Here is a 12,569-nt window from a genome sequence, read left to right as displayed (position 1 = left end):
TCAACCGCCGGCGTTCGCGTCGGCTCACTTAGGCTTTCCTGCGTCGCTTCGCTCCTACGGACGGGCGGTCGCCCTTGCGGCTCACTAGTCGCTCGCCGATCATAATGCCCCGCGTCTGCAAGGACGCCCTAAAAGTCAGAGCATTATGCCAGAGCATCACTCACAAAATCCGCGCAGCGCTCGCCGATCATAATGCCCCGCGTCTGCAAGGACGCCCTAAAAGTCAGAGCATTATGCCAGAGCATCGCTCACAAAATCCGCGCAGCGCTTGCCGATCATAATGCCCCGCGTCTGCAAGGACGCCCTAAAAGTCAGAGCATTATGCCAGAGCATCGCTCACAAAATCCGCGCAGCGTTCGCCAATCATAATGCTCGGCGCGTTGGTGTTGCCCGATACGAGTCGCGGCATGATGGAGGCATCGGCAACCCATAGCCCCTCAATCCCGCGCACCTTGAGTTTGGGATCAACGACGCTGTCATCATCCGCGCCCATTCGACAGGTGCCGACCGGGTGATAGACTGTGTCCGCGCGGTTGCGGATCAACTCGTCAAGCTGAGCGTCATCGTCGAGATCAATGGGGTAACGATCTTTAGGTTCATAGATCGCTAGCGCTGGCGACGCGGCGATACGATGCGACAGACGGATGCCTTCGCGTAAGACAGCAATGTCGCGATCATCATCAAGGAATTTCGGATCAATCACCGGCGCGCTGCGGGCGTCGCGATCAGCTAACCGCACGGTTCCCCGACTTTCAGGGCGCAGCACGCAGGCATGCAATGAAAAGCCATGGCCTTTCACTTTTTCGCGTCCATGATCCTCCAGCATCGCGGGGACAAAGTGCCACTGGATGTCGGGCGCGGGTGCGCCGTCAATGACTGTCCAGAATCCGCCCGCCTCAGCATAAGGCGTGGTCATAATCCCGGTGCGCTTGCGACGGTGCTCAATAATCGCCTTGGCCATGCGCGCTGTACCCGCAAGGCTGTCGCCAACGAACTCTTTGCTATCGGTTTCCCAGCTCGACACATAGTCGATATGATCCTGAAGGTCGGAACCGACTGCGTCGCAATCGCGCTGCACGCTGATGCCATGTTCATCAAGATGCTTGGCTGAACCAATGCCGGACAGCATCAGGATCTGAGGAGAATTGAAAGCGCCCGCTGACAACACCACCCCGCCACGCGCGCGGACGGTACGGCGCTTGCCGCCCACTGAGTATGTCACCCCGGTGGCTCGCTTTGTATCAGGGTCAATCTCGATCTGCTGAACCGTCACACCAATGCGTGTGTCGAGGTTCTTATTGCCGCGTAGCGGCTCAACATAGGCACGCGACGCTGACCACCGCTCACCTTTCTTCTGCGTCACTTGATAGAGGCCGAATCCGGCCTGCTCATCCCCGTTAAAGTCATTGTTGCGCGGCAATTGCAGCTGCGCTGCCGCCTCAACAAAAGCATGACTGCCCACATTGGCCCACTTCTGGTCAGAAACATGCAAGGGGCCATCGTCGCCATGATACTCGCCGCCCCCGCGCACATTGTTTTCTGCCCGTTTGAAATAAGGGAGCACATCATCATAGGCCCAGCCATCGCAGCCGAGTTTGGCCCAATTGTCATAGTCCCAGCGATTGCCGCGAATATAGACCATGGCATTGATCGCGCTTGAACCGCCCAGGCCCTTGCCGCGCGGCTGATACCCAATCCGGCCATTCAGCCCCTTTTGCGGGACTGTATCATAGCGATAATTGGTGTTCTTCAGCAGGAACGGCATGAAGCCAGGCGTTTTGACCAGCAGATTGTCATTCCGGTCGCCAGCCTCAAGCAAACAAACGCTTTTCCCGGCTTGCGCCAACCGGTACCGCTAACAGCGCTTCCGGCGCTACCCCCGCCAATAACGATGACGTCGAACTCGTCCATCGAATCTGCCATGACCTCTCCTTTACGGAAACGTTAGGCAGCCTTTTGTTTGCTCGCAAGCTTATCGTCGGGATCCGGAGATTGCCGAGCAAGCCAGCGGACCCGGATCGTGTCGCTTGTCTCCCGGCTGCCATCGTGAGTCCAGCCCGGCTCGCGCAGCAGATAGGACAGTTTGTACCGCCACGGTGCGCGCCAAATGTCGGTGAGCATTCCGATCCATTCGTGAAAGACGGCCCACAGCAGGTTGAAGCTGCCCAGTTGCTTGATAATGCCATAGTGGATTTTCTCACTGTCGTTCTCCGCCTCGAACGTGCCGAACAACTTGTCCCAAGTGATAAAAACGCCCGCATAGTTCCGATCAAGATAACGGGGGTTGGTCGCATGGTGGACGCGGTGATGGCTGGGCGTGTTCATCACCGCCTCGAACCAGCGCGGCATCTTGTTGATCGCCTCGGTGTGAATCCAGAATTGGTAGATGAGGTTAAATCCACCGCAAATGGCGATCATGATCGGATGAAAACCGAGCAGAACCAGCGGCAATGCGAAAAGCAGGCCGAATGTAAAGGCCCCGGTCCAGCTTTGTCGCAGAGCTGTTGAGAGGTTGTAGTGTTGGCTGGAGTGGTGGTTCACATGGCTCGCCCACATCCAGCGAATGCGATGTCCGGCCCGGTGCACCCAGTAATACTTCAGGTCATCAAGAATGAAACACAGCGGCCAGGCCCACCATTCCCAGCCGATGGTGAAGAGCCGGTATTCGTAAGTTTCGAAAAAGACGAGCACAGCAAACCCGCCAAAGGCGACGCCGGCAACGGTGCTGCCTAATCCGAATGCCAGACTGACGAGAGTATCTTTCGCTTCATAGGCATCGGGTCGTTTGCGCCATGACCAGATGATCTCGGCCATGACGGCGGCGACAAACAGCGGCACTGCATAATCAGTGGGTGAGAAGTCAGGCATCGCCGCACCGACTCAGTTGCTCAATCGCATCCGCCCAACGCGCTGCCTTGGCGATGTCCAGCGAGGCCGCACCAAATTGCGTCTGTCCGCTCGTGACCGTCAATCTGCCATCGACGATGGTGCTGCTGGCTCGACCGTCCAGCTCGCGCCCGGCGAAATGCGACCCATGGCGTCGCAGGATGAGGATGCGCCCAGATGCATCTTGCGCCAGAGCACCCGCACCGTCGCGGTCCATGGCAATTTCTGTCGGCTCGAACCCCGCGACCACCTCATCTGCTGCGCGCTGCACGTCAGCCTCACTGACCAGCTTTGGCGCCGACCCTAACCCCAGCTTCCAGACGATCGCTGCCAATACAAATATCGCGATTAGCGAGGCGGCAAATTGCAGAAGAGCGGGTGGTAGGTCCATCTCAGCTTTGGTTGCGGGTGCGGGCCGCAAACATATCCATGGCTGGGCGGATTGGAGATACGTCGTAACCAGCAACCATTGCCGCCTGGGCGATTGCATTGGGGTCGTCCCCGGAACTGGCTTGCGCCAGTGACCACAGTAATGTGGAGCGTGTTCCGGAGCGGCAGAAAGCGAGAACTTTGCCGTCCGCTTCTTTCAAGGCGCTGACCATTGCGTCGACCTGCGGCTCGCTAAAGCCAGCCGATGTTACCGGAATCGCGATGTATGTCAGGCCCTCGGCCTTAGCTGCAGCGGCGATCTCGTCGCCTTCCGGCTGGCCGGGTTCTTCGCCATCTGGGCGGTTATTTACGATTGTTGTTACGCCCAGCGCCTTGGCTTCCGCGATCTCGCTGACTGAGATTTGCGGGCTGGCAAAAACGGACTGCGAAAGCGTGCGAAAATCGCTCATGATGCGACAACCTTTGGTTCTGATGACGTGTGCTGGAGCATGACATAATCGATGCTACATCCGCGTCAAAGTGTCACAATTGAATTATAAAAGGCCCCGGAACAGTAAATCATTCGCATATCCAGTGATTTGCGGTATGATGCTGTCTTGGCGGACGGAGGATACCCTAAGCGATTCTCCTTTTGCCGCGCGCCGGTTACTGATCGCTCCCCGTCCCGGCACGTATCTAGTGGACTATTGGGGTGCGCGAATTGGGATACGATTTTAGTTATGGGTTACGATAGAGGCCGTCGTAAGGGCCGGGATAAGCGCGATGGATTTGGTGAAGATAGCTACGATCCATTTGGCGGCCCACCAGACGGATTTGCACCTCCTGCTGGTGGTTTTGGTGATGATCGGCGCGGCGGCTTCGGTGGAGATCGCGGTGGTTTTAACGATGATCGTGGTGGTGGCTTCCGCGGCGGTGGCGGCGGTCGTGGCCCAGGCGGCGGTGCTGGCAGCGGCGGCGGAGGCGGCGGTGGCTTCAACCGCATGCCCGCACAGGTTGTTGGCACTGGCAAAGGCACGGTGAAATTCTTCAATGGCCAAAAAGGTTTCGGCTTCATCCAGCAGGAAACTGGCGGCGAAGACATTTTTGTCCATATAAGCGCGGTTGAGCGCGCTGGTCTGGAAGGGCTAGCTGAAGGACAAGAGCTTGAGTTCAATCTGGTTGATCGTGGCGGCAAGGTGTCCGCGCAAGACCTGCAAGTCGTTGGCGAAGTGATAGCCGTTCAGTCCGGTGGGGGCGCGCCAAAGCGTGAACTTACCGGTGAGAAGGCCGTCGGAACTGTTAAATTCTTTAACGGGACGAAGGGCTTCGGCTTCCTGACCCGCGAAGATGGTCAGCCAGACGCATTTGTTCACATTAGTGCAGTTGAGCGTTCCGGACTTTCCGGCATTAACGAAGGCGAGCGCTTTGAGTTCGATCTTGAAGTTGATCGACGCGGCAAATATTCGGCGGTTAATCTCGTTCCAGCACCGGAATGAGCTCTCTTTTTCGGTCCTGTTTGACCGGGCGCGAAAGAGAGCATAAGCCAGCCGAACAAACCGAATGGCGGTTCCCTCAAGGGGCCGCCATTTGTCTTTGGTGGCGATAAGAAATAGATCGAACAGATATCGTTTCGGAGGAATAATGACCATTACACCGCTTATGCCCGTTTATCCCCGTTGCGGGGTCCGTCCGGTCAAAGGGGATCATTGCCACCTGATTGACGAAGATGGCACGCGTTATCTCGATTTTGCCAGTGGAATTGCTGTTAACCTGCTCGGCCATAGCCATGCGGGCCTGATCGGCGCGATCCAGAAGCAGGCAGACACGCTGATGCATGTCTCCAACCTATATGGCAGCCCTCAGGGGGAGGAGCTCGCACAGCGGCTCGTGGACCATACTTTCGCGGACACGGTGTTTTTCACCAATTCAGGAGCGGAAGCGGTAGAGGCAGCAATCAAGGCGGCGCGCGCTTATCATCAGCATGCCGATGGCGATGCCAATCGTACGGAGCTGATCACCTTTACCAACGCATTTCATGGCCGGACAATGGCCACGATCAGCGCCTCGAACCAGTCGAAAATGCATACCGGTTTTCATCCGCTATTGCCTGGCTTCCAATATGCCGAATTTGACGACCTAGAGAGCGCGAAGGCACTTATGAGCGACAAGACAGCAGGCTTTTTGGTCGAACCCATTCAGGGCGAGGGCGGAATTCGCCCCGCCTCTGATGAGTTTATCCAAGGCCTGCGTGCGTTGTGCGACGAGCATGATCTGATGTTGGTGTTTGACGAGGTGCAATGCGGCGTTGCGCGCACGGGCAAACTCTATGCGTACGAGCATTATGGCGTTGAGCCGGACATCATGGCCAGCGCAAAGGGTATTGGCGGCGGCTTCCCGCTGGGTGCGTGCTTGGCAACCGAGAAAGCGGCAAGAGGCATGGGTTTTGGCACGCACGGATCGACCTATGGCGGAAATCCGCTGGCCATGGCTGCAGGCAATGCGGTGATGGACGCTGTTGCGAACGATGCTTTTCTTGCCGAGGTTACCGAGAAGAGCGATCGCATTCGCGCGCGGCTGGAACAGTTCATTGGGAACTATCCCGAACTTTTCGACTTTGTCCGCGGTAAAGGCCTGATGCTGGGCATTCGTATGAAAGTGGAAAGCCGTACCGTTCTTTGTCCATCTGCGCGACAATCACAATTTGCTGACGGTGGCGGCTGGTGACCAAACTCTCCGGCTGCTGCCGCCATTGGTTATTGGCGATGCCGAAATCGATGAGTTTTTTGACAAGCTTTCAGCTGGCGCGGCCAGTTTTGAGGTGCCTGCCGGGTAATCCTTAAAGGATGGAATGATGCCTCATTTTCTCGATTTGTCCGATGCGGGCGGCAATGCAATTGCTGCTATGATCAATGATGCACAGGATCGCAAGGCCGCCCGAAAAGGCTGGCCCAAAGGCAAGACGGATGCAGATGCACCGCTCGCTGGTTGTGTCCTCGGCATGATTTTCGAGAAGAACTCAACGCGAACGCGCGTCAGCTTCGACATCGCGATGCGGCAATTGGGTGGTAGCACTCTTATCCTCGACACCGCCACGAGCCAGCTGGGGCGCGGCGAAACGATTGCCGATACCGCGCGCGTGCTCAGCCGGATGGTCGACTGTATCATGATCCGTACGGACGATCATGCAAAGGCGCAGGAGCTGGCCCGCTATGCCAGTGTGCCGGTGATCAATGGGCTTACAGACCGGTCACATCCATGCCAGATCGTCGCAGATCTGTTGACGGTAATTGAACATCGCAAAGCGTTGCCGGGCTTAGAAGTCGCTTGGTTCGGCGACGGCAATAATGTTCTGCATTCCATCCTTGAGGCGGCGGCATTGATGAAGTTCAATGTCCGCATTGCCACGCCGGTGGGATATGAGCCAAACAGCGAATTTCTCGATCTGGCCCGTGCGGCTGGTTCGCACGTTACGCTTACACAGGACCCTATGACCGCCGCGAATGGCGCCGATGTGATCGTCACGGATACTTGGGTTTCCATGGGGCAGAAACATGCGGAGGCAAAGCTGGCAGCGATGGCACCGTACTCAGGTCAATGCCGCCCTTATGGGACAGGCGAAACCGGATGCGCTTTTCTTACATTGCCTACCTGCTCACGTGGGTGATGAGGTAAGCGAAGAGGTGTTTGAAGGCGCGCAATCCGTTGTCTTCGATGAAGCGGAAAACCGCATTCATGCGCAAAAATCTGTGTTGCTTTGGTGTTTTGATCGACTCACCAGCTAGCCCTCTGGTGGATCGCAATTATGCTCACCATATGATGGGTTATGGATATTACGACACAATCAGAAGAGACGTTTTCTGGCGGAGTTTTGGGCTTTACAATCCCTCCACGTGAAGCGCGGGGTCGGCTGGTTCGGCTTGATACGGCGCTCGACACTATTCTGCAGGCGCATAAATATCCGCCGCCGATTACGCATCTCTTGGCAGAGGCCCTCGTGCTTACGGCGCTGATCGGGTCGCTGATCAAAGACGCTGGTTCGCAAGTGACCATGCAGGCGCAGACTGAGGCCGGTACGGTAAAGCTCTTGGTCTGCGATTATGTGGATGGGAAATTACGTGGCTATGTCGATTATGACGACGATGCCCTCGCTCGGCTGGGCGCTAATCCCACACTCGCCGCGTTGTTTGGCAAGGGCTATCTGGCGCTCACTTTTGATCTGACCAGCGATCAGGGCCGATATCAGGGGATCGTGCCATTAGAGGGTGAGAGCCTCGCCCAGGCATGCGAAAGCTATTTCGCGCAATCTGAACAAGTTCCTACTCTGCTGCGCGTCGCGATCAACGCAAGCGGCGATCAATGCGAGGCCGCTGGTCTCTTGGCTCAGCATTTGCCCGATGGGGAAGAAGGGCGTGAACGTTTACATGCTCGCATGGAGCATCCCGAATGGGAGCACGTGGCGGTAATGGCTGGTTCTGTACGCCATGAAGAGCTGCTGGATCCCGCGCTTTCCCTGGAAGGGATTGTGTGGCGTCTGTTCCATGAAGAAGAGGAAGTCCGCACATTGCCCGTAATCCCAATTAAGGCACAATGCCGCTGCAGCAGAGCGCACTATGAGGAAGTGCTTGGGCGTTTTCCTGAAGAGGAAAAAGCGGCAATGCGAAATGAAGATGGGGCGATTTTGGTCGATTGTGCCTTTTGTTCGACACAATACAGTTTCACACTATGAAAACAGTTCATCGATGGAAAAGAACGGTTCATAGTCTGTAAGTGTTTGATCAGCTATGTGGCTAGATATAGGTATACGATCACGGTGAGGTTGATCTTGTGAAAAATGCGATTTTGGCAAGTTTGGGAGCAGGCGCGCTTATTACGGGCGGTGTTTCGCTCATGGCGCCCGCGTTTGCACAAGATGCCGCTCTAGCCATGTTGTCCGCGCTTGATCGCGGTCAGTGGGAAGTTCGTTTCCGCAACGGCAGTGAGAGTCGCAAAATATGCCTCAAATCCGGGATGGAACTGATCCAGCTCCGTCACCGAGGTGGCAATTGCAATCGATATGTTGTCGAAGATGGCGCGCAGCAGGTGACGGTGCAGTATACCTGCCGCGGAAATGGCTATGGCCGGACGAACATTCGGCGCGAAACCAATAACCTCGTACAGATCGAAAGTCAGGGTATCGAAGGCGGTACGCCGTTCGAATTTTCAGCTGAGGCTCGCAGGGTCGGCACTTGCTAAGAACGCCGCTTTTCGGCGCGGTTCTCAGACATGGTTGCGAACAGCTACATCAGCGCTTAGCGGGTGATCCATGACCATATCTGATCAATCCCAAATGGCGCATTCCAGCCGCCCAGCGATTGTGCTTCTATCAGGCGGGCTCGACTCCATGGTAAGCGCCGCCCTTGCGAAAGAGCAGGGTTTCGCGGTTCATGCTCTTTCCATAGATTATGGCCAAAGGCATCGGCGCGAGCTGGAATCTGCGGTTAATATCGCGATCCAGCTAGGCGTAGCGCGACATATCATCTTGCCGCTCGACCTTCGCAAGTTTGGAGGTTCAGCTCTAACCGACGATGTCGATGTGCCCAAAGATGGGGTGGGAAATGAGATTCCAGTCACATATGTGCCCGCGCGCAATCTTGTCTTTCTCGCGCTCACCACGGCGTTTGCCGAAAGCTCGGGCTCGCATGACATTTTTATTGGTGTGAATGCGCTGGATTACTCCGGCTATCCTGATTGCAGACCTGAATTCATCAGCAGCTTTGCCGAAACTGCGCGACTTGGCACGAAACAGGGCGTCGAAGGCACGCCTTTCACCATTCATGCGCCGTTGCAGCATATGACCAAGGCTGACATTGCACGAGAGTGCCACCGCCTAGGCCTCGATCCGGCGTGGAGCTGGTCATGCTATGACCCCACTCCTGATGGATTGGCATGTGGTATGTGCGATTCCTGTCGGTTGCGGCGAAAAGGCTTTGCGGAAGCGGGACTTGGGGATACGACTGTCTACGCAAGCTGAAAACAGCTGAGTGGGAGAGTATCCGTTTGACCGAAGCGACCGAAGTTTCCGCCCAGAACCCCTCACAGCAAAGCTCTCCACCAGATAGCGTCCCCCCCTATAGCTGGTATGCGCTGAGTGTTTTGGTTTTGGTCTATGTGCTGAACTTTATTGATCGGCAGATCCTGTCGATCCTCGCTAACGACATCAAAGCCGATTTCGGGCTTAGCGACGAATATCTCGGCTTTCTGTATGGCACCGCGTTCGCCGTCTTCTACGCTTTGTTTGGGATCCCGTTAGGGCGACTGGCAGATAGCTGGAAGCGTGTTCGCTTGATGAGTTTCGGCCTCGCGCTGTGGTCGCTCATGACTGCGGTGTCGGGTTTCACAAAGAACGGTACGCAACTGACGCTCGCCCGCGTCGGGGTTGGCGTGGGCGAAGCGAGCGCGAGCCCATCGGCATACTCGCTAATCTCGGATTACTTTCCGCCGCGCCTGCGCGCTACAGCACTCAGTATCTACAGTTCGGGCCTATATATTGGCGGGGGTCTCTCGCTTCTAATCGGTGGCTTGATAGTTGAGAACTGGAACGAGGCATTCCCAGGCGGAGGTCCATTTGGCTTGGTCGGGTGGCAAGCAGCATTCGTTGCGGTTGGCTTGCCCGGGCTGATTTTGGCGTTGTGGGTGATGACCCTTCGCGAGCCTGTTCGCGGTGCCATGGACGGGATCGTCAGTGAGCCAAACCCGAAGCCTTTCGCTGGCTTTTTTCAAGAGCTCTTCACTGTCATCCCGCCGTTCACATTTATTGGAGCTGCACGCCGAGGGATGGGCGCGCTGGCCTTGAATATCGCAATCGGCGCCGGATTGCTGTCAGCTGGCTACGGCCTGACAGCAGTTTTGCAGAGCGGCCCTGGTCGCTTTATCAGCGCGATTTCTGACCAATGGCTATTCCTTGGTGTCGGGGTGTACTCCGTCTATTGTTGGGCGACCGCATTGCGAGAGCGGGACGCGCCAACGTTCAAACTGATCTGGGGATCGCCGGCATTTCTAACGACCGTTCTGGCGTACTCGACAGTCGCCTTCATGGCCTACTCGGTTTCTTATTGGGGGGCGCCTTATGGCGAGCGGACATTCGCCATTCCGAAAAGCGAGTTGGGTTTTTGGATTGGCGGTCCAGGTGCCGCTGCCGGGTTCCTGGGAGTGATTTTAGGCGGCGCGATCGCAGATAAACTGCAGCAACGCTATGCGTCCGGTAGAGTCTGGGTCATCCTGTTCGGGATGCTTATGCCGCTTCCGGCCATGTGGATCATGTTCACGACGGAAAGCCAGCCAATCTTCTACATTTCAAACTTCTTCGCCAGCACTTTGGCTGCGACAGCTCTGGGCGCTGCGGCGGCGACCACTCAGACGCTCGTCTTGCCGCGCATGCGAGCAACAGCGACGGCTACATTTTTTATCGGGACGACTTTGCTCGGCCTTGGGTTAGGGCCGTATCTTGCCGGCTATGTTTCCGCACGCAACGGGGACGATTTGGGAATTGGTGTGCTGTCGACGATTGGCATTGTGCCGATTGGCTTTGTGGCGGTACTGCTGGCGATCAAACTTGTCCCGAATGCGATTGGAACGTTGCTGGATCGCGCTCGAAAGGCCGGCGAGGGGTCGCTCTAAGCCCGACCAATGTCAGCTTGTTAGAGTGGCAGACTTGGTTACCAACGAGTCGGCAAATGATCGCCTCTCAATGGTGGCGCCATGGGCTGCCGTACCCAAAAACGCATTCTAGCCCCTGCAAAATTCGGTTATTGCAACATGGGGTCGCGTCGCGATCGTTTCCACTCCCAGAGGTTTTGGTCCGGTCAAGCCGTCAGGCTTTGCCGGGATAGTACGTCAGGGATGGGGTGAGCTGCCGCGTGCGTAAGGCTTCACAAAATCGAGCCTTCATCGGGCCTGCGACTAAGCCCGGCTTTCGCGTCATACCAATCGCATCATCGCCGCAAAGAAAAAGGGGCCGGATTGCTCCAGCCCCTCGTTCAATTTCGCAATGTCGCGAGACTTACATGCCTGAACCAGGACCGTAAGTGATCTCAACGCGACGGTTTTGCAGTTCACGTACACCGTCAGCGGTTGGTACGCGTGGCTGCGATTCACCGAACGCTTCGCTCGTGATGCGACCGTCAGGAACACCGCGTGCACTGAGGTAATCACGAACCGAGCTGTTCCGACGTTCTGCCAGGCCCATATTGTATGAGACTGAACCAGAACGGTCGGTGTGACCGGCGAGCATGACTGAAGCAGTGCCACAGTTTGCATATGCCGACACAGCATTGTCGAGGATCGTCGCCGCCTCTGGCGTAATGTCCGAAGCATCGAAGTTAAAGAACACGATGTACGGGCCAGTCTCACATACCGGCGCCGGTGGTGGTGGCGGTGGAGGAGGAGGTGGCGGTGGAGGGGGTGGCGGCGGTGGTGGAGGTGGCGGTGGTGCCGCTTCTTCACCGAAGTTGTACGTCAACGTTCCGAGCAGTGAGTGCGAACGAACGCTGTCACGCAATGACCGACCCGTCACATCAATCACCGTCACGTCTTCTGCCGTGAACAGGCGATATTTAAGGCCAACGTCCCACTTGTCATTAAGTGGCGCGCGGATACCTGCCAGCAGTTGCCATGCAAGACCTGTGTCTGAATCATCGATCGTCGCTGGCCCGCTTGAGCCAAGGACTGCCTCAACGCTCGTGCGTGCGACACCAATACCGGCACCCGCGAAACCTTGCAGACCATCATCGTCGCCGAAGTCGAACATGCCGTTCAGCATGAAGCTGAGCGAATCAAGGCCACCATTCGAAGGATATACAGCAGCGCCTGGAACGGCAGTGTTGTTGAAGGTCGTACCAGTCGTTCCCGACGCAAATGTTTCAGCTGAGTAATCGCGATAGCTGGCTTCTGCTTCCAGACGGAAGGCACCGAAGTCGTAACCGACGAAACCGCCGACATCGTAACCAGTATCCAGCTCAAAGCCGTTTTCGTCTGCGCCAGTGTTGACGTCAAACTCTACGTCCTCAACGATCGACGGGCCGGCTTCTACGCCGACATACCATTGACCGTCACGTGCGAGGGCTGGCGATGCAAGGGCCGTAGAGGCCATCGCCATTCCTATGACGAATTTCCGCATTATGTAATTCCCCTTTTAGCGAATAAATTCCACCGAGTAGTTCGCCCTCTAAACTCTCCCCTCGGCGCTGGCAAGCCGACAATATGGGGAACTGTTGCAAGAATGTCGCGATTCAACTGGCCCTAAGCACGGCTAGCCGCGAGGAATGCTTTGATACGTG

Annotated in this window: 9 protein-coding genes and 3 pseudogenes; 7 read left to right on the top strand and 5 right to left on the bottom strand. The window is 56.5% G+C overall.

Annotation, left to right across the window (positions count from 1 at the left end; all coding sequences use genetic code 11):
* Positions 1-319: 319 nt before the first annotated feature.
* The 4 genes and pseudogenes from ACZ1GM_RS14805 to ACZ1GM_RS14790 form a co-directional block, all read right to left on the bottom strand.
* A pseudogene (locus ACZ1GM_RS14805) lies at positions 320-1,911 on the bottom strand (GMC family oxidoreductase).
* A 33-nt stretch (positions 1,912-1,944) separates the two neighbouring features.
* Positions 1,945-2,868, bottom strand: coding sequence for a sterol desaturase family protein (locus tag ACZ1GM_RS14800; protein ID WP_472677128.1), 924 nt, complete (start codon positions 2,866-2,868; stop codon positions 1,945-1,947).
* Complete coding sequence (locus tag ACZ1GM_RS14795; RefSeq protein WP_472677127.1) at positions 2,861-3,277, bottom strand: hypothetical protein; 417 nt, start codon at positions 3,275-3,277, stop codon at positions 2,861-2,863. Before ACZ1GM_RS14795 ends, ACZ1GM_RS14800 begins: the two co-directional genes overlap by 8 nt.
* 1 nt (position 3,278) lies before the next feature.
* The gene (locus ACZ1GM_RS14790; protein ID WP_472677126.1) at positions 3,279-3,725 is read right to left on the bottom strand and encodes a protein tyrosine phosphatase family protein; all 447 of its coding nucleotides are present in this window, start codon (positions 3,723-3,725) and stop codon (positions 3,279-3,281) included.
* Positions 3,726-3,995: 270 nt separating this feature from the next.
* On the opposite strand from ACZ1GM_RS14790, the gene ACZ1GM_RS14785 reads away from it, so the two are divergent.
* The 7 genes and pseudogenes from ACZ1GM_RS14785 to ACZ1GM_RS14755 all read left to right on the top strand — a co-directional run bounded on the left by ACZ1GM_RS14785 (position 3,996) and on the right by ACZ1GM_RS14755 (position 10,911).
* Positions 3,996-4,751 carry a cold-shock protein gene (locus ACZ1GM_RS14785; protein WP_472677125.1) on the top strand — a complete coding sequence of 252 codons (756 nt, stop codon included), beginning with the start codon at positions 3,996-3,998 and terminating at the stop codon, positions 4,749-4,751.
* Positions 4,752-4,896: 145 nt separating this feature from the next.
* Positions 4,897-6,088, top strand: a pseudogene (locus ACZ1GM_RS14780) (acetylornithine transaminase).
* A 15-nt stretch (positions 6,089-6,103) separates the two neighbouring features.
* Positions 6,104-7,037, top strand: a pseudogene (gene argF, locus ACZ1GM_RS14775) (ornithine carbamoyltransferase).
* Between the two features lie 41 nt (positions 7,038-7,078).
* Positions 7,079-7,981, top strand: a complete 903-nt coding sequence (gene hslO / locus ACZ1GM_RS14770) for an Hsp33 family molecular chaperone HslO (protein ID WP_472677124.1) — start codon at positions 7,079-7,081, stop codon at positions 7,979-7,981.
* A 98-nt stretch (positions 7,982-8,079) separates the two neighbouring features.
* Positions 8,080-8,487: a DUF3617 domain-containing protein gene (locus ACZ1GM_RS14765; protein ID WP_472677123.1), complete on the top strand. Its 408-nt coding sequence runs from the start codon at positions 8,080-8,082 to the stop codon at positions 8,485-8,487.
* Between the two features lie 94 nt (positions 8,488-8,581).
* Positions 8,582-9,265 (top strand): 7-cyano-7-deazaguanine synthase QueC, encoded by a 684-nt coding sequence (gene queC / locus ACZ1GM_RS14760; protein WP_472678591.1) that lies wholly within the window; start codon positions 8,582-8,584, stop codon positions 9,263-9,265.
* 26 nt (positions 9,266-9,291) lie between these two features.
* Positions 9,292-10,911 (top strand): MFS transporter, encoded by a 1,620-nt coding sequence (locus tag ACZ1GM_RS14755; protein WP_472677122.1) that lies wholly within the window; start codon positions 9,292-9,294, stop codon positions 10,909-10,911.
* A 382-nt stretch (positions 10,912-11,293) separates the two neighbouring features.
* Here the strand turns inward: ACZ1GM_RS14755 and ACZ1GM_RS14750 are convergent, their stop codons facing one another.
* On the bottom strand, positions 11,294-12,409 hold the full coding sequence (locus ACZ1GM_RS14750; RefSeq protein ID WP_472677121.1) for an OmpA family protein: 1,116 nt from the start codon (positions 12,407-12,409) through the stop codon (positions 11,294-11,296).
* Between the last annotated feature and the right edge of the window lie 160 nt (positions 12,410-12,569).

Source organism: Qipengyuania sp. JB2-7 (assembly GCF_055693485.1).
The sequence above is the reverse complement of the archived record's forward strand: the minus strand, read 5'-3'. Positions and strand labels throughout refer to the sequence as shown.